This window comes from Streptomyces sp. NPDC087420, assembly GCF_044744165.1.
GTDB lineage: Bacteria > Actinomycetota > Actinomycetes > Streptomycetales > Streptomycetaceae > Streptomyces.
In genome coordinates this window covers 485,430-510,680 of the sequence record NZ_JBIUXU010000001.1, presented here as the reverse complement: position 1 = coordinate 510,680, position 25,251 = coordinate 485,430, and the positions used below count along the sequence as shown (strand labels likewise).

23 protein-coding genes are annotated in these 25,251 nt (G+C 72.5%); 17 read left to right on the top strand and 6 right to left on the bottom strand.

What is annotated here, in order from left to right; all coding sequences use genetic code 11:
• Positions 1 to 107: 107 nt before the first annotated feature.
• The gene (locus ACIO1C_RS02185; protein ID WP_401857336.1) at positions 108 to 1,097 is read left to right on the top strand and encodes an ABC transporter substrate-binding protein; all 990 of its coding nucleotides are present in this window, start codon (positions 108 to 110) and stop codon (positions 1,095 to 1,097) included.
• Positions 1,098 to 1,157: 60 nt separating this feature from the next.
• Here ACIO1C_RS02185 and ACIO1C_RS02180 read toward each other — a convergent pair whose 3' ends face one another.
• Both ACIO1C_RS02180 and ACIO1C_RS02175 read right to left on the bottom strand, forming a co-directional pair.
• A complete protein-coding gene (locus ACIO1C_RS02180) occupies positions 1,158 to 1,988 on the bottom strand; it encodes a glutathione S-transferase C-terminal domain-containing protein (protein ID WP_401857333.1) in 831 nt (276 codons plus the stop codon).
• Between the two features lie 156 nt (positions 1,989 to 2,144).
• Positions 2,145 to 2,255 carry a putative leader peptide gene (locus ACIO1C_RS02175; RefSeq protein ID WP_327233060.1) on the bottom strand — a complete coding sequence of 37 codons (111 nt, stop codon included), beginning with the start codon at positions 2,253 to 2,255 and terminating at the stop codon, positions 2,145 to 2,147.
• A 385-nt stretch (positions 2,256 to 2,640) separates the two neighbouring features.
• Between ACIO1C_RS02175 and ACIO1C_RS02170 the strand changes: the two genes are divergently transcribed.
• The 10 genes from ACIO1C_RS02170 (at position 2,641) to ACIO1C_RS02125 (ending at position 12,734) form a co-directional block, all read left to right on the top strand.
• Entirely contained in the window at positions 2,641 to 4,002 is a 1,362-nt protein-coding gene (locus tag ACIO1C_RS02170; RefSeq protein ID WP_401857330.1) for a bifunctional o-acetylhomoserine/o-acetylserine sulfhydrylase, read from the top strand.
• 2 nt (positions 4,003 to 4,004) lie between these two features.
• Positions 4,005 to 5,162, top strand: coding sequence for a homoserine O-acetyltransferase (locus ACIO1C_RS02165; RefSeq protein WP_401857327.1), 1,158 nt, complete (start codon positions 4,005 to 4,007; stop codon positions 5,160 to 5,162).
• Positions 5,163 to 5,376: 214 nt separating this feature from the next.
• A complete protein-coding gene (locus tag ACIO1C_RS02160; RefSeq protein WP_401858018.1) occupies positions 5,377 to 7,626 on the top strand; it encodes an APC family permease in 2,250 nt (749 codons plus the stop codon).
• Between the two features lie 162 nt (positions 7,627 to 7,788).
• Complete coding sequence (locus tag ACIO1C_RS02155) at positions 7,789 to 7,971, top strand: hypothetical protein (protein ID WP_401857325.1); 183 nt, start codon at positions 7,789 to 7,791, stop codon at positions 7,969 to 7,971.
• Between the two features lie 92 nt (positions 7,972 to 8,063).
• Positions 8,064 to 8,726: a hypothetical protein gene (locus ACIO1C_RS02150; RefSeq protein WP_401857322.1), complete on the top strand. Its 663-nt coding sequence runs from the start codon at positions 8,064 to 8,066 to the stop codon at positions 8,724 to 8,726.
• An 83-nt stretch (positions 8,727 to 8,809) separates the two neighbouring features.
• Entirely contained in the window at positions 8,810 to 9,733 is a 924-nt protein-coding gene (locus ACIO1C_RS02145) for a DUF6895 family protein (protein WP_401857319.1), read from the top strand.
• Complete coding sequence (locus ACIO1C_RS02140; RefSeq protein ID WP_401857317.1) at positions 9,730 to 10,890, top strand: serine hydrolase domain-containing protein; 1,161 nt, start codon at positions 9,730 to 9,732, stop codon at positions 10,888 to 10,890. Before ACIO1C_RS02145 ends, ACIO1C_RS02140 begins: the two co-directional genes overlap by 4 nt.
• 149 nt (positions 10,891 to 11,039) lie before the next feature.
• The gene (locus ACIO1C_RS02135; protein WP_401857314.1) at positions 11,040 to 11,618 is read left to right on the top strand and encodes a hypothetical protein; all 579 of its coding nucleotides are present in this window, start codon (positions 11,040 to 11,042) and stop codon (positions 11,616 to 11,618) included.
• Positions 11,619 to 11,671: 53 nt separating this feature from the next.
• A complete protein-coding gene (locus ACIO1C_RS02130; protein ID WP_401857313.1) occupies positions 11,672 to 12,148 on the top strand; it encodes a cupredoxin domain-containing protein in 477 nt (158 codons plus the stop codon).
• A 79-nt stretch (positions 12,149 to 12,227) separates the two neighbouring features.
• Positions 12,228 to 12,734: a hypothetical protein gene (locus ACIO1C_RS02125; protein ID WP_401857311.1), complete on the top strand. Its 507-nt coding sequence runs from the start codon at positions 12,228 to 12,230 to the stop codon at positions 12,732 to 12,734.
• A 28-nt stretch (positions 12,735 to 12,762) separates the two neighbouring features.
• On the opposite strand, the gene nhaA is transcribed toward ACIO1C_RS02125, so the two are convergent.
• Positions 12,763 to 14,652, bottom strand: a complete 1,890-nt coding sequence (nhaA, locus tag ACIO1C_RS02120) for a Na+/H+ antiporter NhaA (protein WP_401857308.1) — start codon at positions 14,650 to 14,652, stop codon at positions 12,763 to 12,765.
• Between the two features lie 174 nt (positions 14,653 to 14,826).
• Here nhaA and ACIO1C_RS02115 point away from each other — a divergent pair, with 174 nt between their 5' ends.
• The 3 genes from ACIO1C_RS02115 (at position 14,827) to ACIO1C_RS02105 (ending at position 17,307) form a co-directional block, all read left to right on the top strand.
• Complete coding sequence (locus ACIO1C_RS02115; protein ID WP_401857306.1) at positions 14,827 to 15,834, top strand: iron-containing redox enzyme family protein; 1,008 nt, start codon at positions 14,827 to 14,829, stop codon at positions 15,832 to 15,834.
• A gap of 6 nt (positions 15,835 to 15,840) precedes the next feature.
• Positions 15,841 to 16,050: a CDGSH iron-sulfur domain-containing protein gene (locus tag ACIO1C_RS02110; RefSeq protein ID WP_401857303.1), complete on the top strand. Its 210-nt coding sequence runs from the start codon at positions 15,841 to 15,843 to the stop codon at positions 16,048 to 16,050.
• Between the two features lie 102 nt (positions 16,051 to 16,152).
• Entirely contained in the window at positions 16,153 to 17,307 is a 1,155-nt protein-coding gene (locus tag ACIO1C_RS02105) for a HoxN/HupN/NixA family nickel/cobalt transporter (protein ID WP_401857301.1), read from the top strand.
• Here the strand turns inward: ACIO1C_RS02105 and ACIO1C_RS02100 are convergent.
• Positions 17,291 to 17,779 carry a beta-class carbonic anhydrase gene (locus ACIO1C_RS02100; protein ID WP_401857299.1) on the bottom strand — a complete coding sequence of 163 codons (489 nt, stop codon included), beginning with the start codon at positions 17,777 to 17,779 and terminating at the stop codon, positions 17,291 to 17,293. The genes ACIO1C_RS02105 and ACIO1C_RS02100 overlap by 17 nt on opposite strands.
• Before the next feature lie 440 nt (positions 17,780 to 18,219).
• Here ACIO1C_RS02100 and ACIO1C_RS02095 point away from each other — a divergent pair, with 440 nt between their 5' ends.
• Genes ACIO1C_RS02095 through ACIO1C_RS02085 form a run of 3 tightly spaced genes read left to right on the top strand, consistent with a single transcriptional unit; the run spans position 18,220 to position 19,812 of the window.
• Positions 18,220 to 18,462 (top strand): hypothetical protein, encoded by a 243-nt coding sequence (locus tag ACIO1C_RS02095; RefSeq protein WP_401857298.1) that lies wholly within the window; start codon positions 18,220 to 18,222, stop codon positions 18,460 to 18,462.
• Between the two features lie 19 nt (positions 18,463 to 18,481).
• On the top strand, positions 18,482 to 18,970 hold the full coding sequence (locus tag ACIO1C_RS02090; protein ID WP_401857296.1) for a hypothetical protein: 489 nt from the start codon (positions 18,482 to 18,484) through the stop codon (positions 18,968 to 18,970).
• A 56-nt stretch (positions 18,971 to 19,026) separates the two neighbouring features.
• Positions 19,027 to 19,812, top strand: coding sequence for a thioesterase II family protein (locus ACIO1C_RS02085; RefSeq protein ID WP_401857294.1), 786 nt, complete (start codon positions 19,027 to 19,029; stop codon positions 19,810 to 19,812).
• A gap of 97 nt (positions 19,813 to 19,909) precedes the next feature.
• Here ACIO1C_RS02085 and ACIO1C_RS02080 read toward each other — a convergent pair whose 3' ends face one another.
• A complete protein-coding gene (locus ACIO1C_RS02080) occupies positions 19,910 to 21,958 on the bottom strand; it encodes a beta-ketoacyl synthase N-terminal-like domain-containing protein (protein ID WP_401857293.1) in 2,049 nt (682 codons plus the stop codon).
• Positions 21,955 to 25,248, bottom strand: coding sequence for an amino acid adenylation domain-containing protein (locus tag ACIO1C_RS02075; RefSeq protein WP_401857291.1), 3,294 nt, complete (start codon positions 25,246 to 25,248; stop codon positions 21,955 to 21,957). Before ACIO1C_RS02075 ends, ACIO1C_RS02080 begins: the two co-directional genes overlap by 4 nt.
• Positions 25,249 to 25,251: the final 3 nt, after the last annotated feature.

Here is a 25,251-nt window from a genome sequence, read left to right as displayed (position 1 = left end):
CTGGCCCCCGCACGCCGTCCCTGTCTCCCGTACGCCGTCCCTGTCTCCCGTACGTCCCAGTTTTCCGTCCTCCCTTTCTGATCACCGTCCCCGTCAAGGAGCCCACCGTGTCGCCCCGTCGCGCCTTTCGTCCCGCAGCCGCCCTGCTCGGCCTCGTCACCGCCCTCACCCTCACCGCCTGCGGCGACCCCGCCGACGACACCGTGAGCAACGCCGCGCCCGCCGCGAAGGGTGCCAAGAAGGCCGAGTTCGACCTGAGTCCGAACCAGAAGCGCATCACCACGCCCAAGGTCGACGCCGTCGCCGCCCTCCTGCCCGCGGCCATCCGCGAGCGCGGCACACTGGAGGTCGTCAACTCGGCGGGCTCCGCGCCGCCACTCGACTTCTACGCCACCGACGACAAGACCGTGATCGGGGTGGAGACCGACATCTCCTCGCTGATCGCGAACGTGCTGGGGCTCAAGCTGGAGTCCAACACCGTCGACTGGGCGAACATATTCGTCGGGCTCGACAGTGGTAAGTACGACCTCGGCATCAGCAACATCACCGTCACCGAGGAGCGCAAGGAGAAGTACGACTTCGCCACCTACCGTCTCGACAACCTCGCCTTCGAGGCCAAGAAGGGCTCGGGCTGGAAGGTCGACGGCCCCAAGGACGTGGCGGGCAGGACGATCGGGGTCAGCTCCGGCACCAACCAGGAGAAGCTGCTGGTCACCTGGAGCGAGGAGAACGTGAAGAAGGGCCTCAAGGCCACCGACATCAAGTACTACCAGAACTCCACCGACTACTACCTGGCGCTGAGTTCGGGCCGCCTGGACGCCTACCTCGGCCCGAACCCGGTCGCCGCGTACCACTCCGCCTCCACCGGTCAGACGGAGGTCATCGGCACCTACTCCGGCGGCGGGGCCGACGTCCAGGGCAAGATCGCGGCCACCACCAAGAAGGACAACGGCCTGATCAAGGCGGTGCACGAAGCCCTCAACACCGTCGTCAAGAACGGCAGTTACGGAAAGGTCCTCAAGCGCTGGGGCCTCTCCAACGAGGCCGTCACGTCCTCGGAGCTCAACCCGCCCGGGCTGCCGAAGACCAACCAGTGACGGCAGGCCGGTGACAACCGGCCGGTAGGTGTACCGGCCGGTGTCCGCACCCGGCCGGTCTCAGCCCAGCTGCCCCGTGCCCGTGCCCGGCGAACCCGCCGGACACGGGCACTGCGCGTGGTACTTGAGGGCGATGGCCGCCAGGTCCAGATGCGCGCCGAAGGCGGGCCGCGCCGCCAGCCGGCGCGCGTAGTCCCACAGGCGCGGGTAGTGCGCGACACACCGCGCCGCCACGGTGTCCAGGTGCGGCCGGTGCACAGTGTCCAGATACACCAGCGTCACCCACAGCTGGACGTCGGCGGCGGTCGGCGCGTCCCCGCCCAGCGCGAACTCCCGCCCCTCCAGGCCCTCTTCGAGCGTGTCCAGCGCGGCGAAGAGCGTGTGCAGGGCGCGGTCCCTGGCCTCGGGATCCGTGGCGGGCCGCCCCGCGATCCCCGCGTTGACGCCGATGTCCCGCTCGCACAGCAGGGCGAGGGCCTCGATCTCCTCCTCCGTCCCGCGCGGGCGCAGTTCGGGACCCGAGCCCCCGAACCGCACCGACAGGTCGCGCAGGATGTCCGGGACGTACGTGCTGACGATCCGCCCCGTCCAGCCGTCGCTGAGCACGGGTGCGGCGGCCGGCCCCGGGTGGTGGTGCGAGGTGGCCTCGTACAGCGGGAGAAGCGCGTCGTACCCGCCGCCGGGACCGTCGGGCACGGCGGGGAGCAGGGTCACGGGGAGCGTGTCGCCGAGGTCGAGCAGGCTGTGGGTGACGGCGATCTCCAGACAGGTGGGACAGGCCGGGGACAGGTGGAGGCGGTAGCGGCGCGGCACGGCGTAGTGGCCGCTGCGCGCGTCGCACCCGATCCTGCCGCGGATGGAGGATGCGACGGCGGGCGAGGTGAGGGACATGCGTCTCCCTGCGGTGGATGCGTACGGACGGACGGACGCTCACGACACGCACAGGGGCAGGGCGGACCACGGGCCGGGCACGCGGGCGCGGGAGAGCGCGGCGCGTGGTGCTACCGGTCGGAGGAGGGCGTGCCTGTGCCGTGTCGGCTCGGAGGATTACGCGGCGCTGCAGACACGGAGCAGGTCGATGTGGCGACGGGAGGTCAGCAGGGGCAGCGACCGGGCCGTACCGGCCCCGCGATCGATGTCCAGCCCCGAACGACCCATTTGTCCCTACCCGTTCGCTAGATGCCCACAGTCGAGTGTCCGGCCGCCCGGAGGCCCCGTCAAGGGTGCCCGCACACCTCGGCCGGGCCGTCTCGCATGGTGAGAGCGGGGGCGGGGGCCGGCGGGCGGAACACGGCGTGTGTGACGGGGGGTGTGCCGCGTGTGAACGGCGTCCGTGTTGTGTTGCCGAGGCATGTCGGGTTCGTGGCCAGACCGGCCGGGCGCTTCCGTGTGCCGTACACCTTCTCTATCGTCCATGGTCAGGCGTGAACATCTCCCACCGCCACCCTCCGTCTCCCACCGCCGCCCGCCGTCTCCCTCCCTCCCTCCCTCCCTCACCACCCGTCATCACCCGCCGCCCGAACCGAACTGTGCGAGGCAAACCATGAGTCAGCCCGTCGACTCCGTCACCGCGGGGCACACCCCCGAGGACATCTCCGGCCAGGAGCCCGCCGCGGCCTGGTCCTTCGAGACCAAGCAGATCCACTCGGGCGCCGCACCCGATCCGACGACCGGCGCCCGCGCGACGCCGATCTACCAGACGACGTCGTTCGTCTTCAAGAACACCCAGCACGCCGCCGATCTGTTCTCCCTCGCCGAGCCGGGCAACATCTACACCCGGATCCACAATCCGACCCAGGACGTCCTGGAGCAGCGGATCGCCGCCCTGGAGGGCGGGGTGGCGGCCGTCGCCCTCGCCTCGGGGCAGGCCGCGGAGACCCTCGCGATCCTCACCCTGGCGAGCGCCGGGGACCACATCGTCTCCAGCACCTCGCTGTACGGCGGTTCGTACAACCTGCTGCGCCACACGCTCCCCCGGTTCGGCATCGAGGTGTCCTTCGTCGACGACCCGGACGACCTCGACGCCTGGCGCGCGGCCGTACGCCCGAACACCAAGGCCCTGTTCGCCGAGACGCTGGGCAACCCGCGCGGCAACGTCCTCGACATCCGGGGGGTGGCCGACGCGGCGCACGACGCCGGGGTACCGCTGATCGTGGACAACACCGTGCCGACGCCGTACCTGCTGCGTCCGCTGGAGCACGGCGCGGACATCGTGGTCCACTCGGCGACGAAGTTCCTCGGCGGGCACGGCACCACCATCGGCGGTGTGGTGGTCGACGGCGGTACGTTCGACTTCGGCGCGCACGCCGAGCGGTTCGCGGACTTCCACGCGCCCGACCCCAGCTACCACGGCCTCCAGTACTGGCCGGCCCTCGGCCCCGGCGCCTTCGCGATCAAGCTCCGGGTCCAGCTGCTCCGCGACCTCGGTCCCGCGCTCTCCCCGCACTCCGCGTTCCTGCTGCTCCAGGGCGTCGAGACACTCAGCCTGCGCGTCGAGCGCCACACGTCCAACGCCCTGGCGCTGGCGCAGTGGCTGGAGCAGCGCGACGAGGTCTCGGCCGTCCACTACGCGGGACTGGAGTCCAGCCGGTGGTACGAGGCCGGGCAGCGCTACCTGCCGAGGGGCGCCGGCGCGGTCCTGGCCTTCGAGCTGCGGGACGGCGTGGAGGCGGGCAAGCGGTTCGTGGACGGCGTCGAGCTGTTCAGCCACCTCGCCAACATCGGTGACGTACGCAGTCTGATCATCCACCCGGCGTCGACCACCCACAGCCAGCTCGACGAGGAGCAGCTGGTGGCCACCGGCACCGCGCCCGGTCTGGTGCGGCTCTCCGTGGGCCTGGAGAACGTCGACGACCTCAAGGCCGATCTGGAGGCCGGGTTCCGCGCCGCCAAGGCGGCGTCCTGACGATGTCGGTCGAACCGGCCACGCGTCCCCTCCCGCCGGCCGCCGCCGGTTGGCAGGAGGGGGATCCGCCGGGCCGCCGCTCCTGGGTGACGCTGGAGCGCCCTCTTCCTTTGGAGGCGGGCGGTTCGCTGCCCGGCGTACGACTCGCGTACGAGACGTGGGGGCGCCTCGCCCCCGACGCCTCGAACGCGGTGCTGGTCCTGCACGCGCTGACGGGAGACAGCCATGTCGCGGGACCGGCGGGACCGGGGCATCCCACCGGCGGCTGGTGGGATGCCCTGGTCGGCCCCGGGCTGCCGTTCGACACCGAGCGGTGGTTCGTGGTCGCGCCGAACGTGCTGGGCGGCTGCCAGGGTAGTACGGGCCCCTCGTCGGTCCGTCCCGGGGCGGCCCGTCCCGGTGAGCGCTGGGGGCCCGGCTTCCCGTATCTGACGCAGCGGGACCAGGTCGCCGCCGAGGCGGCCCTGGCCGACGCCCTGGGCATCGACCGCTGGGCCGCGGTCGTCGGCGGTTCCATGGGCGGGATGCGGGCGCTCGAATGGGCCGTCGGCCGCCCGGAGCGTACGGGCTCCCTGCTGGTCCTCGCGTGCCCCGCCGCGGCCTCCGCCGAGCAGATCGCCTGGGGCGCCGTCCAGATCGAGGCCATCAGGTCCGACCCGGGCTGGCGCGGGGGCCGCTACCACGACGCCCCGGCCGGCGCCGGACCGCACCGCGGTCTCGGGGTGGCCCGTCGGATCGCCCATGTGACGTACCGCAGCGAGCCCGAACTGGCCGCCCGGTTCGGGGGCACCCCGCAGCCGGGCGAGCATCCCTGGCGGGGCGGGCGCTACCAGGTCGCGTCCTACCTCGACCATCACGCGGCCAAGCTGGCGCGCCGGTTCGACGCGGGCAGCTACGTGACGCTGACCGAGGCGATGAACGGCCACGACGTGGGCCGGGACCGGGGCGGCGCCGCCGCCGCGCTGCGCCGGGCCACCATGCCCGCGCTGGTCGCCGGTGTGGACTCCGACCGGCTGTATCCACCGTCCCAGCAGGCGGAGCTGGCCGCCGCGCTGCCGGGCGCGGACCGGCCGAGGGTCGTCGAGTCGCCGTACGGACACGACGGCTTCCTCATCGAGGCGGAACAGGTGGGCGCGCTGGTGAGGGAGTTGCTGGCGTGAGGTGACCAGGGCATGTCCCGCGGACGGGCAGCGGCGGCCGTACGCCCGAACGGGTGATCGGCCCCGCTGTCCGGGTGTCGCGCGCGGCGGGAGGGACCGGTGGCGACCCCGGCGGAAGACACTCGCGGATGTGACGGACACAGAGGGTCAGGACGGGCGGGGCAAGGAGAGCGCAGGCGCGCCGCACGGCGGCGCGGCCGGAGGCGCGGTGATCATGCCCAGGCTCGACGCCGAGCAGTCGGGGCTCCTGCGGCGGGTCGGTGAGGAGTGGGGGCGGGTGTCCGCGCCGCCCGAGGCCTGGCGCCGCGTCCTGCCGGTGGACCCCGATGTCGGCAGCTACCCCGAGCCGGGCCAGATCGTCCCGGCCCGGTTCGGACGGGTCGTCAGCGTCCCCACGCTCAGCGGCGGACCGACCACGGCCGAGGCCGGCGGCGGGAGCGGCGGGGGCGAGGCGGAGACCGGCGCCGAGTGGCAGCAGCCCGGCGGGGTGGCGCTCCGCCTCCGGCGGACCCTCCTCGGGGCTCCCCTCGCGAACACGGCGATCGTGCGCGAGCGGATGCGCAAGCTGGTGGCGCTGCCGGTGCTCTCGGCGGACGCCCTGTCGTCGGTGGCGTACGGCCCCGAGGCGATGCTGCTGGTCCTGGTGCTCGCCGGGACCGCCGGGCTCAACGCGTCGGTGCCGGTGGCGCTCGCGATCGTGTTCCTCATGCTGGCCGTGGGGTTGTCGTACCGTCAGACGATCCGCGCGTATCCGATGGGCGGGGGCTCGTACATCGTCGCGACGGACAACCTGGGACGGATCCCGGGACTGATCGCGGCCGCCGGTCTGATGACCGACTACATCCTCACCGTCGCCGTCTCGGTCTCCTCCGGCATGGGCGCGGTCACCTCGGCGATCCCGAGCCTGTCCCCGGAGATCGTCCCGATCGGCGTGCTGGTCATCGCCATCCTCCTGGCCGGCAACCTGCGCGGGGTGCGCCAGGCGGGCGCGCTGTTCGCCGCGCCCACCTACGCCTTCATCATCGCTATCCTCGCGCTGGTGGCCACGGGCCTGTACAACGCGGCGGGGCGGGACTTCACCCCCACACCGCACCCGGTCGTGAACGCGACCGAGGGGCTGGGCGTGCTGCTGGTGATGAAGGCCTTCGCCTCCGGAGCCACGGCGATGACCGGGATCGAGGCGATCTCCAACGCCGTCCCCGCCTTCAAGCCGGTCGCCTGGCGCAACGCGCGCACGACGCTGTCGTGGATGATCGTGCTGCTCGTCGTGTTGTTCTCGGGGGTGATCGCCCTGATCCACTACGAGGGCATCGTGCCGCAGACGGCGGAGACCGCGCTGTCCCAACTGGCCCATCGCAGCTACGGGTCGAACGGGTTCTACGTCTTCACCCAGGCGGCGACCGCGCTGGTGCTCCTGCTCGCCGCGAACACCGCGTACAACGACTTCCCCCGGGTCCTGTTCCTGCTGGCGCGCGACGACCACGCGCCACGGATCTTCCTGCGTCTGGGCGACCGGCTGGCGTTCTCCAACGGGATCATCCTGCTGTCGGTGGCCGCCGCGCTCGTCTACATCGCCTTCGAGGGCAAGACGGCCTCCCTGATCCCGCTGTACGCCGTCGGGGTGTTCCTCGCCTTCACCCTGTCGCAGTGGGGCATGGTCGTGCACTGGTGGCGCAAGCGCAATCGCCACTGGCGCAAGAGCCTGTGCTTCAACGCCACCGGCGCCGTCCTGTCGGCGGCCGTCTTCATCACGGCGGGCATCACCAAGTTCACGGCCGGGGCGTGGCTCGCCATTCTCGCGGTGGGCGCGTTCCTGCTGGTGACGACGCGGATCCACCGCCACTACGCGAGGGTGCGTCAGGCGCTCCGGCTGCACCCGCAGATGATCGAGATCCCCGGGCACTCGATCACGCCCCACTCGCGCCCCGACGGCGCCACCGGCCCCGGCGCCGGGGCCGCCGCCCGCGCGCCCGCCCCGCCGGGTCCCGCCGCTCCTACGGGAGCCGACCCCACGGCCTCGGCGGGCCGGGAGCGGGACGCGGAGACGGAGGACACCCCGGAGGAGATCCGGCATCTGTCCGTCGTGCCGATCGACGCACTGCACCAGGCGAGCATGCGCGCCCTCGCCTACGCCGCCTCGCTCCAGCAGCCCGTGCTGGCCCTGCACGTCAGCCCCGCCGAGGAGGAGGCCGAGCTGTTCCGGGAGTCGTGGCGGCTGTGGGGGGACCGGCTGCCGCTGGCGGTCGTCGTCTCCCCGTACCGCGCGATCGTGGCCCCCATGATCGGCTACATCGAGTCCCTGCACCGGCAGCGGCCCGATCTGACGATCACGGTGATCCTGCCGGAGATCGTCGTACGCCACTGGTACCACCGGATCCTGCACAGCTATCTCGGGGGACGGCTGCGGCGGTCGCTCCGGCCCCTGCCGAAGATCGTCGTGACGACGGTCCCGTTCCACGTCTAGTGGGGTGTCCGGGGGCCCGGTACCCGGGGCCACCGCTGGTTCGGGATTGAACTTCCGTATTGAAACATCAACTATCCGCACAATTGGCCGATTTGCCCAGCTATGTCTAGAGTTGACGGTGTCATTGCCGTACGGGCAATCGCGTCTACACGAGGAGCTGACATGCTTTCTCAGACCATGAGGGCCGGAGAAATCACCCTTGACGGGCACGCGTTGGGGGTGGCCATGACCGAGCCCGAAGCCCCGCAGAGCGACGCGCCTGTGTACTCGCCCGAGGCCGTGGGAGCCTTGCTTCTCCTGCTGCTCCTCTCGCCCAAGGAGCCGAAGGAACCGAAGGGCCGGTGATTCCGGACCGGTCGCGGACCACATACCAGGAATCGGCGGCCGGCCTGGCACGACGTGCCCTCGATGCCCTCCGGGGCACCGGGGGCACGGCCATGGTCGCGGAACACGTCGAACAGGCGGAGGATCCGGGAGCGGCGCTGGCCGCCATCCGGATCCTGGGCGCCGACACCTTCGCCCCCGTGCTGCTGACGGGCGAGGCACTCGCTCCCCAGGACGCGGAGGCCGTCGCCCTGTCACTGACCGCGCTCCCGCCCTCGCGGGACGTGGCGCCCGCACCGCCCGCCGGCCCCGAAGGGCCCTGGCTGATGGCGTGGCGGGACTGGGGCACGGCGACGGTGCTGGCCCTGCTCACCGACGGCGGTACGGGCGTTCCGCCGACGGTTCCGGCGCCGCTGCCGCCTCCGGGTCCCCCGCAGGGGGAGCCCGCAGGGAGCGGCACGGGCGCGGAGGGCTGGCCCGGCTGGTCGGTCCGGATGGGCCAGCTGTCCACGCTGGCGCTGCCCGGACTCGACGGACCCATTCACGACGCGGCCCGCGCCGCCCCCCTCGCGCTGGCGCGCGGCGCCACCCGGGCGGTGCTGCGGCGCGACTACCCCACCGCCGCGCGGATCGCGCGCTGGCTGGCGTGGCTGCACACGGACGGGGTGCCCCTGGCGCTCGATCCCGCGCCGCTGGTCGAGCACATCGAGGTGATGGCGGGCGGGGACCGGCTCGCGCTGGACACGGCGATCGCCCGCCGCCTGATCACGAGCTGACGGCGATCGCCCGCCGCCTGACGACGAGCTGACACCACCTCACGAGCGACACCCGACCACGACCGGATCGGACCGAGACCCCGATGGACATGTCCGTCACCCCCCTGGCTCACCAGGTCACGTCCAAGGCCCTGACCTGGCTCCACGCCCACCGCGAGCACGGCGCGCTGCCCGAATACAGCACGGCACAGCTGGCCGAGCCCAACAGCGTCTACAAGCCGCTCGGCGAGACCGCGCTCGCCGCCTCGCTCGTCGTCCGCGAGGCGGTGGCGGGCACTCAGGAGCTGCGGATCGCCCGCGAACTGCTCGACTTCTGCTGGGAGCAGCTCGGCGAGGGCGCCATGCTCCACGAGCGGCTGCTGCGGTATCCGATGATGAGCGACCCGCTGGAGACGTACACCCACTTCGCCCGGAGCGGTTACCGCCACCGCGCGCTGGAGCGGCTCGTGGCGCACACCACCTCGCTGCGCTCGGCGCGGGCGGCGGAGGTCCTGCCGAACCGGCGCCTCGCCGTGGCCAACGCCGCGCGCGTCGCGGGGCTCGACCGGGGGCCGATTCCCTTCGACTGGGACGCGCTGAGACGGGAGACCTGGCTGGGCTCGTTCCCGGAACCGTGGCTCGTCGACTGGGTGAACGCGTACAACATGACGCACAGCGTCTTCCACTGCACCGACTGGGGGCGCCTGCCCACCGGTCTCGGCGCCGATCTCAGCGCGTACGTCGGAAACTGGCTGCCGGTGTGGACCGACATCTGGGCCGAGATCGGTGAATGGGACCTGATGGCCGAGCTGATGATCGTCGGCAGCTGTCTTCCGGAACCGCACTGCGACGCCGGGGATTGGGAGCGGCTGGCGTCCCTCCAGCACGAGGACGGGCTGTATCCCCGTGACGCGCAGCCCGTCAGTGACGATCCCGGCGAGCGCTTCTCCGACCAGCACCATCCGACGGTGGTCGCCGCGGTCGCGGGCACTCTGGCGCTCTCCCGTACGCTCGGCTCCCGCCCATGACCGACGGGCGGCCCGGGATCCGCGACACGCCGGGCACGGCCCGTCCGTACGACACCGGCACCCCCACCGACGCGCCTCCCGGGGCGTGGGCCCTCGGTCCCGCCGGTCCGGTCGCCGCCGCCGCACGGGGCGCGAGCGGCGTCGCGGTGGCGCTGCGGCACGGCCACCGGCGGGCCGTCGTCACGTACGGCAGGACCGCCCGGGAGGGCGGGGCGCCGGTGACCGCCGACACCCGGTTCGAGACCGGCTCCCTGACGAAGTGTCTGACGGCGCTGCTGTTCGCCGAGCGCGTGGCCCGCGGCGAGGTCGCCCACGGCGATCCGCTGACCCGCTTCCTGCCCCCGGACGCCGTACCCGAGCCGCGCGGCGGGCCCGTCACCCTGCTCCATCTGGCCACCCACACCTCCGGTCTGCCCCGGCTGCCGCCCGGTCTGTTCGGCAGCGCGACAGGGCGCCGGCTGAGCAATCCGTACGCCCGGTTCGACACGGACGACCTGCTGGACGCCCTCGCCAGGACCCGGCTCCGCGCCCGGCCAGGCGAGCGGATGCGGTACTCGAACTTCGGGGTGGCTCTCCTCGGCCACCTCCTCACCGGGACGGGCGAGGGGCCCACGGCGGACGGCACGGCGCGGTACGGGGACCTCCTCGCGGCCCGTGTCCTGGACCCCCTCGGCCTGCACGGCACGTCCTGCGTCCCCGGCCCTCCGGGAACCACGGCCACCGGCTACGGGCACGGCGGCGCCCGCGCGCCGTGGGAGATCCCGGGTCTGCCGGGCGCGGGAGCCGTCCGCTCCACCGCCCGCGACCTGCTGACTCTCCTCGACGCGCACCTCGAAGCCCATCCCGGCGCCCCGCCAGGAGCCCCTCCGCCCACCGCGCCCCTCCCCCTCCGCGCGGCCCTGGCGGACGTCACCCGTCCACGGCTCGCGCTGCGGGGCGGTGCCAAGCGGCTGGCTCTCGTCTGGAACATCCGGGTGCGGGCCGGCGGCGACGTGTACCACCACTCCGGCGGTACGAGCGGCTTCACCGCGTTCGCGGGGTTCTGCCCGCGCCGGGGCACCGCGCTCGTCGCGCTCGCCAACACCACCCCCGACGCCGGTCACGGCTTCATCCAGAGCGCGTACGAGGCCCTGTTGGCCCTGGGCGCGCGGGGCTGACGACCCGTGAGAGCGGTCCGGTACGGCCGGACGGCCGAAGCGCGGTGGCCGGGTCGCGCGGGCTGTCCTCCACTGGGAATGTGCGACCCCGATCGAGCGGGTCGTGTGCTGCCCGGACCGGGCGGCCCCCCTCTCCCGAGGAGCTCACCATGACGCCGTACCGCACCAGAGTGCTCACCGCAGTCTCCGCCACCGTGCTGATCGCCGGGGCGGTCACCGCCTGTTCCGGCAGCGACAACGGCGGCGGCTCGACCTCTGGCACCGCCGAGACCGCTTCCGCGGCCGCCGCCACCTCGGCGCCCCCGGCCGCCGAAGTGGCCGCCTCCACGTCGCCCTCCGCCGCGGCGAAGGTGAACTCGTCCAAGGGCCCGCTCGGCACGATCCTCTTCGACCACAAGGGCCGGACGCTCTACGTGTTCGACAAGGACAAGACGTCCAAGTCCACCTGCGAAGGGGGATGCGCCACGGCGTGGCCGCCGTTCACCGTGACCGCGAAGCCGACCGCGGGCAAGGGCGTGAAGTCCAATCTGCTCTCCACCAGCACCAGGAGCGACGGCAAGAAGCAGGTCACCTACCACGGCCACCCCCTCTACCGCTTCTCCGGCGATCCGCAGCCCGGCAACACCAACGGACAGGGTGTCAACGCCTTCGGCGCCAAGTGGTACGTCATGGGCACCGACGGCAAGCAGATCACCAAGAAGTCGCAGAACCCGGGCACCGGTTACTGACCCCCGGCTCCCGCCCTCCCGCACCACCTCCCGTCCGATCCCCGGAGACCTTCATGCCGTCCCGTCGCTCCGCCCGCCTCGCCCTGGCACTCGCCTTCGCCTGTCTCACCGCTGTCGCGGGCTGTTCCGACAGCGGCAACAACAGCGGCTCGTCGGATTCCTCCTCCGCCCCCGCGTCGTCGGCGCCCGCATCCTCGGCCCCCGCGTCGTCGGCCCCCGCGTCGTCGCCGCCCGCGTCGTCGTCCCCGCCGTCGTCGGCCTCACCGTCGAGCAACGCCAAGGCGAAGATCAGCATCAAGAACTTCAAGTTCATGCCGGACAAGCTCACCGTGGCACCCGGCACGAAGATCACCGTCACCAACAACGACACCACCACCCACACGCTGACCGCCATCACGGACAAGGCGTGGGACACGGGTGACATCGCGCCCGGCAAGTCGGCCACCTTCACGGCGCCGACCAAGCCGGGCGCGTACAAGTACATGTGCACCATCCACCCCTTCATGAAGGGGACGCTCACCGTCCGCTGACCCTCTGCTTTCCCGGCACGGTTTCCCCGGCCGTTTCCCCGGCTGAGGCTTCCCCGGCCACGGTGCACCTGGAGACGTCATGGCAACAGACCCCACCGCCGTACCCCGCCGTACCCGCCTGGTCCGCAGGCTCGTCAGGGAGGCCGCACGGCTGCTCGCCGCCGTCGGTCTGGCGCTGGACTCCTATCTGCACGCCCACCTGGCCGACCGGTACGACCTCGTCAGTGCCGACATCAGCCAGGGGACGCTCTTCCGCATCGAGGCCGGTTTCGCCGCGGCGGCGGCACTGCTGATCCTGCTGTGGCGGCGGTGGCCGGCCGAGCTGTTCGCCTGGTCGGTCGCCGCCGGAGGACTGACACTCCTGCTCATCTACCGGTACGCCGACATCGGGGCGTGGGGACCGTTCCCCGACATGTACGAGCCGATCTGGTACGGCGACAAGGTCTTCACTGTCGTCGTCGAGGCGGTGGCCGTCGTGGCCACGTCTTATCTGCTGGTGACCAGCTTCCTGATGTGGTCCAAGCGCGGTCGGCCGCGCGGGCGCGGACGCCGGCGCGCCCACGCGGCCGGGGGCCGCCGGGTCTGACCCGGGGCGGGGCGCCGGCTCCCCGGGTTCAGTCCCCCGGGGCCAGCGCGGCGCGCTGCCTGGCCGCCCGTACCGCCGCCGAGAGATGCCCGATGTCGTACGCGCCCCGGTGGCGCCGCCCGTTGATGAAGAACGTCGGCGTCCCCGACACCCCGCTGAGGTCCGCCGAGTCCACATCCTCGCCGACCCGCGCGGCGCCCATGTGCTTGCGCAGGTGCTTGCGGAAGCGCTCCACGTCCAGGCCCAGCTCTTCCGCGTAACGGTGCAGGTCCTGCGGGCGCAGCGCCTCCTGATGGTCGAGCAGCACGTCGTGCATCTCCCAGAAGGCGCCCTGCTCGGCCGCCGCCTCGGACGCCTCGGAGGCGAGCTGGGCCTGCGGGTGGACGTCGGTCAGCGGCAGGTGCCGCCAGACGTACCGTACGTCCCCGAAGTCGGCGAGCAGGTCGCGGATCACCGACTCGGCCCGGCCGCAGTACGGGCACTCGAAGTCGCCGTACTCGACCACCGTGACCGGCGCGTCCCTCGGGCCGCGCACCTTGTCTCGGTCGGGATCGACGGGGACGGCGAGGTCGACGATCTGTTCGGACGTGCCGAGCAGGGCGCGGTTGCGCCGCTTCCGGGGCAGCAGGCCGATGACGGCGGTCACCGCCCAGGTGACGAGGAAGGCGCAGATCAGGGCGGAGAGGGTGCCGATCTTCGCCTCCTCCAGCTGGTCCCCGTGGAACGCCAGGGTCGCGATGAGCAGCGACACCGTGAAGCCGGCCCCGGCGATCGTGCCGCCCGCCGCCGTCGCGCCCCAGCCCACCGGGGGCCGCAGTTTCCCGCCGCTGAGGCGGGTGGCCAGGTAGGAGGCGGTCAGGATGGCGACCGGCTTGCCGACCACGAAGCCGACCAGGATCCCGAGGGTGATCGGCGAGGTGAACGCCTGGGACAGCTCGTGGGGGGTGATCCGGATGCCGGCGTTGGCCAGCGCGAACAGCGGCACGATCACATAGCTGCTCCACGGGTGGTACATCCGCTGGAGCCGCTCGTTCGGCGAGACCGCCGAGGCCAGCCCGATCCGCGCCGACCGCTCCAGCTCCGGGGTCGGCTGTTCGCGGAAGCGGCGGAAGAGCCCGCTCGCGCGCTCCAGGTCGGAGCGCGACGCCGGGTAGGCGAAGGTGAGCAGCCCCATCGCGAGCCCGGTGACCACCGGGTCGACCCCCGATTCGAGGAGAGCGATCCACACGCCCACGGCCAGGACCGCGTACACCGCGCCCCGCCGCAGGCCCACCCGGCGCAGCACCACGATGACGATCAGCAGGCCGACGGCGGCGAAGACGGCCGCCATGTCGACGTTCTCGCTGTAGGCGACGGCGATGACGGCCAGGGCCACGAAGTCGTCGACGACCGCGACGGAGAGGATGAAGGCGCGCAGCCCGCCGGGCAGGCGTCTGCCGAGCAGGGCGAGCATGCCGAGGGCGAAGGCGGTGTCCGTGGACATCGCCGCGCCCCAGCCATGCACGCTGCCGTCTCCGGCGTTGATGGCGAGGTAGATCGCGACGGGGAGCGCCATGCCGCTGATCCCGGCGACCAGGGGCAGCGCGACGCGGCGCCTCTCCCGCAGCTCGCCCGTGTCGAACTCGCGGCGTGCCTCCAGGCCGACGACGAAGAAGAAGATCGTCATCAGCCCGCTGTTGATCCACGCCCGCAGGTCCATCGACAGGCCGTAGGACCCGATCCTCACGGACAGGCCGTTGTGCCAGAAGGTGTCGTACGACGAGAGGTCGATGTTCGCCCAGATCAGGGCGGCGATCACGGCCACCAGCAGGACGGCGGCGCTGCCCGTCTCGGTGCGCAGGAACGTCCTCCAGGGGGTGCGCACCTCGGCGCACTCCGTCCGCCCCGCGTAGCCGGACTCCGGTGTAGCTTCCGTCACGTCGCGATTCTCTCCTCCCGGTGCGGTCCTGGTGCGGCTGCGCCACGGACCGCACGGCGTGAAACTCATGTGGGTGGTGGCTCATTCCCGTCCGGCCTTCAGGCAGCTGGGCCAAAACGCATCAAATACTGTTTTTACGGTCAGCCTGCGGAGGTCAGCGGGTAGAGGTGTGTCATGGCAATCGACACACACGGTCCCGCGCTGCCGGCCGCGCGCGGTGAGCTGTCCGCGGCGGTGATCGGCTTCCTGCGCGACGGGACGCCGCCGCCCGGCCGTGCGGGCGCGCGCACGGCGGATCCGTACGGGGACGACCTCCAGCTGGCCCTGTACGTCTGCTACGAACTGCACTACCGGGGCTTCGCGGGGGTGGACGCCTCCCTCGAATGGGACCCGGCCCTGCTGGCGGCGCGGGCCGGCATGGAGGAGCGGTTCCTGGACGCCCTGCGCCGGGACGCCCCCCGGCACGACGACCCCGAGGAGGCGATGGCGGAGCTGCTGGTCGAGCCGGCGCGGGACGGGGGGACGGGAGTCTCGGTCTTTCTCCAGGACGAGGGCGAGCTGTGGCACGTACGGGAGTACGCGGTCCACCGCTCGCTCTACCACCTCAAGGAGGCCGATCCGCACGCCTGGGTGCTGCCGAGGCTGTGGGGCCGGGCCAAGGCCGGCATGGCGGCGGTGGAGTTCGACGAGTTCGGGGCGGGCCGGGCGGAGCGGGTGCACGCGCGGCTGTTCGCGGAGCTGATGACCGATCTGGACCTGGATCCCACGTACGGCCGCCATCTCGACGCGGCGTGCGCGGAGATGCTGGCCACCGTCAACCTGATGTCCCTGCTGGGGCTGCACCGGGAGTTGCGCGGCGCGCTGGTGGGGCACTACGCGAGCGTCGAGATCACGTCGTCGCCCGGTTCCCGGCGGCTGGCGCTGGCGATGAAGCGGACGGGGGCGGGACCGGCGGCGGAGTTCTTCCACACCGAGCACGTGGAGGCCGACGCCGTGCACGAGCAGGTCATGCGGCACGAGGTGGTCGGGGGGCTGCTGGAGGAGGAGCCGCACCTCGCGCCCGACGTCACCTTCGGGATCGACGCGACGACCCACCTGGAGAGCCGTCTCGGCGAGCGCCTCCTGGGGTGCTGGCGGGCGGGCCACACGTCGCTGCGCACCGGCCCGGGCAAGGGACGGTGACCGCCCGTGGCGCGCGATCCCGCTGAGGAGCCGGAGCCCGTCCGGCTCCGCGTGCAGCGTGACGGTCCGCTGCTCGTCGACGGCCCGGTGACGGTGGAGCTGGACGACGGCACGACCGCCACCTCGGACCGGTTCCGGGTCGCGCTGTGCACCTGCCGGCGCAGCCGGCGCTTCCCGTGGTGCGACACGAGTCACCGGAGACGTACCCGCGGCTGATCCCGCCCGGCGGCTTCCCCGGCTTTACTGCGACTTTGTTGCAGTTGCGGTTCATGGGCCATTGGGTGGATGGAGCGTACACGGACCGAGGAAAGCAGCTCCATGACGACCACCTCCACCCCGCCGCGGCCCGCCACCGGATCGCGGTGGCGGCGGCTGCGCGCCTCGATGACCCGTGAGGAGTGGACGCGGCTCGGCGGGATGGGCGCCTTCGTCCTGGCGCTGCATGTGATCGGCTGGTTCACGCTGGTGGCGATCGTGGCCCCCGAACACCACAGCGTCGGGACGAAGTCGTTCGGCGTCGGCATCGGCGTGACCGCGTACACGCTGGGCATGCGGCACGCCTTCGACGCCGATCACATCGCGGCCATCGACAACACGACCCGCAAGCTGATGAACGAGGACAAGCGGCCGCTGTCGGTGGGTTTCTGGTTCTCCCTCGGTCATTCCAGTGTGGTCTTCGTCCTGGCCTTCCTGCTGTCTCTGGGCGTGAAGGCCCTCGCGGGACCGGTCAGCGACAACAGCAGCCGGCTGCACGACACCACCGGCCTCATCGGGACGACGGTCTCCGGGGTCTTCCTCTACCTCATCGCCGGGATCAACCTCCTGATCCTGGTGGGGATCTGGCGGGTCTTCCGGAAGATGCGGTCCGGGCACTTCGACGAGGCGGAACTGGAGGAACACCTGGACAACCGGGGGCTGATGAACCGGCTCCTCGGGCGGGTGATGAAGTCGATCACCAAGCCGTGGCAGATGTATCCCCTGGGGCTGCTGTTCGGCCTGGGGTTCGACACCGCCACCGAGATCGCGCTGCTGGTGCTGGCCGGGTCCGGCGCCGCCTCCGGGCTGCCGTGGTACGCGATCCTCTGCCTGCCGGTGCTCTTCGCCGCCGGGATGTCCCTGCTGGACACCATCGACGGCTCGTTCATGAACTTCGCCTACGGCTGGGCCTTCTCCAAGCCGGTCCGCAAGGTCTACTACAACCTCACCATCACCGGTCTGTCGGTCGCCGTCGCGCTCATCATCGGGACCGTGGAACTGCTCGGCCTGCTCACCGAGAAGCTGGGGCTGCACGGTGTCTTCTGGGACTGGGTGGGCGGGCTCGATCTCAACATCGTCGGATTTGTGATCGTCGGACTCTTCTTCGCCACCTGGATCGTCGCGATGGCGGTGTGGAAATTCGGCCGTATCGAGGAGAAATGGACGGCCGGACTCCACGACGGCGGCGGAGAGAAGGGCGTCACTTCACTTCGTTGAGCCGGCCGCGGGCCACGTCGAAGACAAAGCCCCGGACGTTCCGCTTGTGCGGCACGAACGGGCTGGCCCTGATGCGGCGCACCGACTGCTGTACGTCGTTCTCCTCGTCCCGGAACGCCTCCGGGGCCCACGACGGACGGATGCTGGTGTCCTCCTCGATCTGCTGCTTGAAGGCGTCGTCCGTGAAGGTGACCATGCCGCAGTCCGTGTGGTGGATGAGCAGGATGTCCGTGGTGCCCAGCAGTCGCTGACTGATCGTCAGGGAGCGGATGACATCGTCGGTGACCACGCCGCCGGCATTGCGGATGACGTGCGCCTCACCCTCCTCCAGGCCGAGGACGCGGTACACGTCGATGCGCGCGTCCATGCAGGCGACAACCGCGAGCCGGCGGGACGGGGGGAGGGAGAGCGGCCCGCTGAAGGCGGCAGCGTAGGACTCGTTGTTGGCCAGGTACTCGTCGGTGACAGTCACGTCTGCCCTGCTTCCTCTTGCCGGAACCGTCACGATAAGGCGCCGGAATTCGCCACAGAAGGCGACGTTCCACCTGGCCACAGGAATGCAACACGATGTCAACAATCGGGACATGTCCGACACCGAACCTCTGAGGTCGCTGAACTCCCTTGACGGCGTGTCGGCTCCGGCGGCCACCATGGTCCACGGTTCGAGAACGGGGTGAACGCATGCGGCGGAAGGAGTACAACGACGAGCGTGGCAAGGGGGACGCGCCCGTGCGGGGTGGCGGCGGCCCCGCCCGCTGAGCGTGCGCCGGTACGCCGGGGCGATCGCCGGCACACCGTACCGACCAGGCAGCCCCGCCCGTACGAAGGTGCCGCCGCAACTGCCGATCCGGGGCGTTCCCGGGTCCTACCGTCAACTCCTGTACGCGTCAGACGACTTCATGGAGGAGACGAATGAACAACAACCTTCGTACGGCAGCGGCGGCCGTGGCGCTCGTGACCGGGCTCGTGACGGCGGGCGGCACCGCCTCCGCCGCCGCGGCCCCGCGTCCCGAGCGCATCACATCGCAGGAGCAGCTCGCGACGAGCATCGCGCAGGCGGTCGCCACCGCGCAGGAGAAGGGGGACACCGGTGGCGTCATCACCGTCGGGATGATCTCCGAAGTCACCGCGAGCATCCGCGCCCTTTCCTGCTGACGAAATGGAGGTGAGCACCGTGGACAGCTCAGCGGACCGTGCTCAGGACGTGCGGGAGACCCCCGTCGCCTGGTGTCCGAGCGGCGATGCGAGCCGCCCGGAGAGCGTTGTCCTCGGCGTCCGGTCGGGGGACGGCGATCAGGTCGTCTACCTGGCGGAACCCGTACCGGCGGCCGACGTACTCGGCAGCATCCCGGAGGGAATCGCACCCAGCCGGGTGCTCCGGTTCGCCTCGCACTGCGTGTCGGACTGCGCGAACCGGGTCGGCGAGGCCTGCGGTCTGATCGAGCGCATCAAGACCGTGCCGGCCGCGACCGGCGCGAGCGCCGTGCCACGGTGCCACCTCCGACCGCACTGCAAGTGGTGGAACCAGACAGGAGTCGAGGCCTGCCACCGCTGCCCGGCCATTTCCACCCTCAACTCCCGCGACGACGAACTCACCGTTCTGGTCGCGGACCCCGCCACCACCCGTGAACAGCTGGAAAGCTGGGTCGCAGCGGGACGGTGAGCGGGCCCGGTACCGGATCAGGACCGGGACCGATCCCATACGAGAGAAGGGATGTTGTGGACAACTGGACACGGTGTTTTCGCCCGGCTCCCGAAGCCGGGGCGCAGTTGCTGTGCTTCCCGCACGCCGGTGGCTCGGCGGGCGCCTATCTGCCGCTGTCGATCGCGGTCGGGGGGACGGCGGAAACACTGGTCGTGCAGTACCCCGGGCGGCACGACCGCTTCGCCGAGCCGTTCACCGAACGGCTCGGCGAAGTGGTGGACGCCGTCGTGGCCGGACTCCCCGCGGGCGGGGACCGGCCGTTGGTGCTGTTCGGCCACAGCATGGGCGCGATCCTGGCGTTCGAGACGGCGCGCCGGCTCGAACGGGAGGGGCGGGGGCCGGTGGCGCTGTTCGTCTCGGGGCGTGAGGGTCCGGCGCTGGCCCAGCGGATACGGCTGCCGAACCCGCCCAGCGACGAGGACCTGATCGGGGAGATGCGGCTGCTGTCCGGCACGGAGGACGAGTTGCTCAGCAACCCGGACATCCTCGAACTGGCGCTGCCGCCGCTTCGCGCCGACTACGCCATGCTCTTCGCCCACACCCACCGCCCGGGGCCCGCGCTGGGCTGCCCGGTCACCGCGCTGACCGGGGACAACGACCCCCGGGTGGACGTCGAGCGGGTACTGGCCTGGGAGCGCGAGACCGAGGGCCCGTTCGAGCGGCACGTGCTGCCCGGCGGGCACTTCTTCCTGGGCGACCACCTGCCGTACGTGGCGGATCTCGTCGCCGCGTCCGTGGCGGGGGCCGGGCGTCAGGACCGTACCGCCACCCGTACGGGCACCGGCAGCACGTCCGTCTGAGGCTTCCGCCGCCGCAAAGGGCCTGGGGCCGAATCCCTTCCGGGATCCGGCCCCAGGCCCTTGGCGTGCGGTCAAGCCGTGTGGCGTCGGGCGTCGCTCACTCCGCTTCGAACTCCGAGAGCAGGGCGTCGAGCGAGTCGTCCCCGCCGCGGGCCGCCGCGATCCGGCGCGCCATCTCATGCAGGGTCAGCTGCTCCAGGAACAGCGTGATGGGGACGTCGATGTCGAAGTCGTCCCGCAGGCACCCCACCAGGTGGACGGCGGTCAGCGAGTCGCCGCCGGCCGCGAAGTACGTCATCTCCGGGTCGTCCGCGTCCTCCAGGCCCACGGCGTCGGCGAGCAGCGCGCGGACGGCCTGCTCCAGGCCGGCGCCGGACTCGCCCGCTTCCTCGGGCTGTTCCGGCCGCTCCTCGCGGACCGCGCGGTGGGTGAGGTCGAAGGCGCCGAAGCTCTCGCCCGCGAAGGGGTACGCCGGCAGGGCGACCCGCCGGCCGCCGCCCGCCTCGGGCACGGGACCGCCGCTGAGCCAGGTCTCGCCCAGCGGGTCGAGCCCACCGGCGGCCAGGGCGCCCCCGGCCAGTTCGGCCAGCCCGGCCGCCGCGCCCGCCAGGTCGCCCGCCCGCACATAGCCGCGGACGTCCATCGGGGCGCGCCCCACCCGCAGCGTGTGGGCGGTGTCGGCGAGGGACGGGGCGCTGGGCGCCCGCAGCGCCGCCGCCAGCCGGCCGGCGAGGGCGGCGAGATCCTCCCTCGTACGGGCGGACAGCAGCAGGACCTCCGGTACGGACCCGGCGTCCGGCTCCCCGGCGGCGGCGCGCCCCGGCGCCTGCTCCACGACGACGTGCACGTTGGTGCCCCCGATGCCGACCGAGCTGACGCCGGCCCGGCGCGCCCCGAGTTCGGGTTCCGCCCAGGCGGCGGCCCGGTCGACCACGTGGAACGGCGAGTCGTCGAAGGCCATGTCGGGGTGCGGGCGGCCGGCGTTGGCGTTCGGCACCAGGGTCGCGTGCTCCAGCATGAGGACCGACTTGATCAGGGCGGCCACGCCCGCGGCGGCGTCCAGGTGTCCGATGTTGGACTTCACCGAGCCGATGCCGATCCGGCCGGTGCCCAGCGCCCCCTTGAACGCGGCGGTCGCCGCCGCCGCCTCGACGCGGTCGCCGAGCGCGGTGGCCGTACCGTGCGCCTCCAGGTACTGGGCGTCGGCGGGGTCGAGCCCGGCGGCGGCCCAGGCCTCCACGATCGCCGCGGTCTGCTGGTCGACGCCGGGGGCGGTGAACCCGACCTTGGTGGCGCCGTCGTTGGTGACGGCGCTGCCCCGGATGACGGCCCTGATCGGGTCGTTGTCGGCGAGCGCGTCGGACAGCCGCCGCAGCACGACCACTCCGACCCCGTTGCCGGGTACGGTGCCGCCGGCCCGCTCGTCGAAGGGGCGGCAGCGACCGTCGGGCGAGAAGATCCCGCCCTGGGTGTGGACGTACCCGCGCTTGCGCACCGTGTCCACGGCGACGCCGCCGGCCAGTGCCGTGTCGCATTCGCCGAGCAGCAGCGACTGCACCGCGAGGTGGACGGCGGTCAGCGAGGTCGAGCAGGCTGTCTGGACGGTCAGGCTCGGGCCCTCCAGACCGAGGCGGTAGGAGATCCACGGGGCGAGGAACTCGCGGTCGGTGAGGATGCGGACCTGGAGCGCCCCGATCGACGCGGCGAGCCGGGGGTCGGTCGCGGCGGCCAGCATGTGCTCGGTGGAGCCGCCGCCGACGTACACGCCGGTGCGCGCGGATCCCCCCTGCGGGTTGCGGCCGGCGTCCTCCAGGGCGGCCCAGGCCGTCTGGAGGAGCAGCCGGTGCTGGGGGTCGAGGGCGGTGGCCTCGGTGCGGTTGAAGCCGAAGAGTTCGGCGTCGAAGCGGTCCGCGTCCGGCAGGAAGCCCTTGGCCGGTACATAGTCGCGGCTTCTCACCTCCCGGGCGTCGGCGCCGTCGGCGAGGAGTTCGTCCTCGGTGAAGTCGGTCACCGAGCAGACCCCGCCGAGCAGGTTGCTCCAGTAGGCGTCCAGGTCGGGGGCGCCGGGGAAGCGCCCGCTCATCCCGACGACCGCGATCGCGGACTCGGCCGGGGTGGTGTCGGTGGCTGCTGCCTTCTCGGTCATCGTGTGGAGCCTTTCCGGGAGCTGAGTCGGTGGGCGGCGGCGGTGCGGCGTGCGTGCCGGTCGACGCCGCGCGCGGCGGCCGTCTCGGCGGGGTGTGCGGGGGCGGGGGCCCGCCCGGTGGGCGCGGCGTTCGCGCGGTCGAGGTGGGCGGCGAGGGTGACGACGGTGGGGTGGCGGAACAGGTCGACCAGGCTGATGTCGCCCAGCTCCGGCCGCTCGCGCAGGGCGGACAGGACGCTGAGCATCCGTACCGAATTGCCGCCCAGGTCGAAGAAGTTGTCGTGGACGGCGACCCGGTCGAGGGTCAGCACGCGCGCCCACACCCCGGCCACGAGCCGCTCGGTGGGGGTGCCCGCGACGGCGGGCGGGCCGTCCTGCGGGAACGGGAGGACGGCGGGTGCGGGGAGCCGGGCCCGGTCGATCTTGCCGTTGCGGCTGAGCGGCATCTCGTCGAGGCGTACGAACACCTCGGGCACCATGAAGCCGGGCAGCTTCGTGACGAGATGGGCGCGCAGCGCGGCGTCCGGGGGCGCGGCCCCGTCCCGGCCCACGACATAGGCGACCAGGCGCTGTTCGGTGCCGGTGCCCCGGACGGTGGCCGCCGCGAGGGCGACGCCCGGGGTGGCGGCCAGCAGGGTCTCGATCTCGCCGAGTTCGATGCGTACGCCGCGCAGTTTGACCTGGAGGTCGCTGCGTCCGAGGTAGTGGATGAGGCCGCCCGCGTCGATGCGGCCGAGGTCGCCGCTGCGGTACATCCGGGTGCCCGGCGCTCCGTGCGGGTCGGCGACGAACCGTTCCGCGGTCATGCCGGGCTGTCCGATGTAGCCGCGTCCCAGGGAGGCGCCCGCGATGTAGATCTCGCCGGCGACCCCGGCGGGGACGGGCCTGAGCAGCTCGTCCAGGACGTAGACCCGGGCCCCGGCGACCGCGCCGCCGAGCACCACGGGCTCGCCGGGCACCAGGTCGGCGGTGGTGGCGTAGACGGTGACCTCGCTGGGGCCGTACGCGTTGACGATCCGCCGTCCCGGCGCGCTGAGCCGCTCGACCAGCTCGGGCGGGCAGGCCTCGCCGCCGACCCCGACGGTCCGCAGGTCGGGCAGCTGTCCGGTGAGGTCGGGCAGCAGCATCGCGGCGGACGGCGGCAGGAACACATAGGTGATGCGGGACTCCCGCAGCTTGTCCAGGAGGGCCTCGCCGATCCGTTCGTCCTCGCTCGGGATGTGCAGCTCCGCGCCCGCGACCCAGGGGAAGAAGAGGTCGGAGACGGCGACGTCGAAGCCGAACGACACAAATTGCAGTACCCGGTCGTCCGCGTCGACCGGGAAGGAGTGCCGCACCGCGCGGGTGAGGTTGACCAGGGCCCGGTGCTCGACGGCGACGCCCTTGGGGACGCCGGTGGAGCCCGAGGTGAACAGGACGTAGGCGAGGTCCTCGGGACCCGGCGCCCGGACGGGACCGGTGGGGGCCGCCCCCGGCAGGACGGGGTCGGTGACGGCCGGCCGGTCGAGGCGGACGCACGGCACCTCCAGGCGCTCCCCCTTCTCCGCCGTCCCACGGGCGGTCAGGAGCAGTCCGGTGCCGGAGCTCTCCACCATGTGGCGGAGCCGGGCGTGCGGGTGGGCCTGGTCCAGCGGGACGTACGCGCCACCGGCGCGCAGGACCGCGAGGGCCGCGATGCCCTGGTCGGCCGAGCGGGGCAGGAGCAGGCCGACGCGGAATCCCGGCCGTACGCCGGCGGCGCGCAGCCGGGCCGCCAGGGCGTCGGCCCGGGCGAGCAGGTCGCGATAGCTGAGCCGGAGATCGCCGCTGACCAGGGCCGTGGCGTCGGGGCGTGCCGCCGCCAGGTCGGCGATCAGGTCGGGCACCAGGCGGTCCAGGGGCGCGGCCTCCGCGATGCGGTCGGCGCCGGCGATGGTACGGCGGCGCTCGTCGGCCGGCACCAGGTCGACGGAGGACAGCGGGGCGGACGGGTCGGCGAGGAGGCCGTCCAGCAGGGTCCGGAAGTTGACCGTCCAGCGGCGTATCGTCGCGGCGTCGAAGAGGTCGGCGCGGTAGATGAACTGGGCGGCCAGGTCGGCGCCCCAGCGCTCCACGAAGAGGAGGAAGTCGAACTTGGCGGTGTCAAGGGTGAGGGCGAGCCGCTCGGTGTCGGCGCCGGACAGGTCCAGCGCGACCTCCGCCTCGTCGTCGTAGGTGAGCGCCACCTGCACGACGGGGTCGTGACTGGTCTCGCGGACCGGGGCGAGGGCGTCGACCACCGCCTCGAACGGGGCGTCCTGGTGGGGCCTGGCCGCCAGCAGGGCGGCACGGATGCGGCCGGTGAGCCGGTCGAGGGACGGGTCGCCCGACACGTCGACGCGCAGCGCCAGGGTGTTGGTCAGCATGCCGATCATGCCGCCCAGTTCGGGCCGGTCGCGGCCCGACACGGGGAAGCCGACGACGAGGTCGTCGCGGCCCGAGATCCGGGCGAGGAACGCGGTGTACACCGCGAACATCGTCATGAACGGAGTGGCGCCCTGGCCCGCGGCGACCTCCGCCAGGCGTTCCCTGATCCCGGCGTCGAGCAGGAAGCGCTCGACACCGCCGGCGGACGTACGGACCGGAGGGCGGGGCCGGTCCAGCGGCAGTTCCATGACGGCGGGCGCGCCGCGCAGGCGCTCGGCCCAGTGCGCCGCCGCCTCCTTGAACGCGCCGTCGGCCTGGCGCTCCCGTTGCCAGGCGGCGTAGTCCGCGAACTGGAGCGGGAGGCCGGCCGGGTGGTGCGGCGGGCCGCCGGTCCCGTGCCCGTACGCGGCGGACAGCTCGTCCAGCATGAGGCCGAGGGACCAGCCGTCGCAGACGAGGTGGTGGGCGACGAGCAGCACCCGGTGGGTGCCGTCGTCGACGGCGTACACGGTGCAGCGCAGCAGGGGTCCGGCGCCGGTGTCGAAGGGGCGGGCGGCCTCCGCGCGGACCAGGGCGTCCACCCGGCCGGCCGGCACGTCCCGTTCCACCGTGAACCCGGCCCGTCCGGCGGTGGAGACGATCTGCGCCTGGGTGCCGTCGGCGGCGGTACGGAAGACGGTCCGCAGCGACTCGTGGCGGGCGACGAGCGCGTCCAGCGCGCGGTGGAACGCGGTGGTGTCGAAGGGACCGCGCACGGCGAACGCGGCGGGCACGTTGTACTGGGCGGTGCCGGGGTCCATCTGGTCGAGGACGAGCAGGCGGCTCTGGGCGTCGGAGGCGGGGAACTCGTACTCCTCGCCCGCCCAGGCGTGGAGGTCGATGAGATCTACGGTGTCGGTGGTCATCGG

Bases quoted from the DNA above. Each gene is read 5' to 3' on its own strand.
- ACIO1C_RS02150 (WP_401857322.1), top strand. From the start codon at position 8,064: ATGGTCGCGGAACACGTCGAACAGGCGGAGGATCCGGGAGCGGCGCTG.
- ACIO1C_RS02080 (WP_401857293.1), bottom strand. From the start codon at position 21,958: ATGACCGAGAAGGCAGCAGCCACCGACACCACCCCGGCCGAGTCCGCG.
- ACIO1C_RS02155 (WP_401857325.1), top strand. From the start codon at position 7,789: ATGCTTTCTCAGACCATGAGGGCCGGAGAAATCACCCTTGACGGGCAC.
- ACIO1C_RS02075 (WP_401857291.1), bottom strand. From the start codon at position 25,248: ATGACCACCGACACCGTAGATCTCATCGACCTCCACGCCTGGGCGGGC.
- ACIO1C_RS02140 (WP_401857317.1), top strand. From the start codon at position 9,730: ATGACCGACGGGCGGCCCGGGATCCGCGACACGCCGGGCACGGCCCGT.
- ACIO1C_RS02180 (WP_401857333.1), bottom strand. From the start codon at position 1,988: ATGTCCCTCACCTCGCCCGCCGTCGCATCCTCCATCCGCGGCAGGATC.
- ACIO1C_RS02160 (WP_401858018.1), top strand. From the start codon at position 5,377: ATGCCCAGGCTCGACGCCGAGCAGTCGGGGCTCCTGCGGCGGGTCGGT.
- ACIO1C_RS02170 (WP_401857330.1), top strand. From the start codon at position 2,641: ATGAGTCAGCCCGTCGACTCCGTCACCGCGGGGCACACCCCCGAGGAC.
- ACIO1C_RS02135 (WP_401857314.1), top strand. From the start codon at position 11,040: ATGACGCCGTACCGCACCAGAGTGCTCACCGCAGTCTCCGCCACCGTG.
- ACIO1C_RS02115 (WP_401857306.1), top strand. From the start codon at position 14,827: ATGGCAATCGACACACACGGTCCCGCGCTGCCGGCCGCGCGCGGTGAG.
- ACIO1C_RS02095 (WP_401857298.1), top strand. From the start codon at position 18,220: ATGAACAACAACCTTCGTACGGCAGCGGCGGCCGTGGCGCTCGTGACC.
- ACIO1C_RS02175 (WP_327233060.1), bottom strand. From the start codon at position 2,255: ATGGGTCGTTCGGGGCTGGACATCGATCGCGGGGCCGGTACGGCCCGG.
- ACIO1C_RS02145 (WP_401857319.1), top strand. From the start codon at position 8,810: ATGGACATGTCCGTCACCCCCCTGGCTCACCAGGTCACGTCCAAGGCC.
- ACIO1C_RS02130 (WP_401857313.1), top strand. From the start codon at position 11,672: ATGCCGTCCCGTCGCTCCGCCCGCCTCGCCCTGGCACTCGCCTTCGCC.
- ACIO1C_RS02105 (WP_401857301.1), top strand. From the start codon at position 16,153: ATGACGACCACCTCCACCCCGCCGCGGCCCGCCACCGGATCGCGGTGG.
- ACIO1C_RS02125 (WP_401857311.1), top strand. From the start codon at position 12,228: ATGGCAACAGACCCCACCGCCGTACCCCGCCGTACCCGCCTGGTCCGC.
- ACIO1C_RS02165 (WP_401857327.1), top strand. From the start codon at position 4,005: ATGTCGGTCGAACCGGCCACGCGTCCCCTCCCGCCGGCCGCCGCCGGT.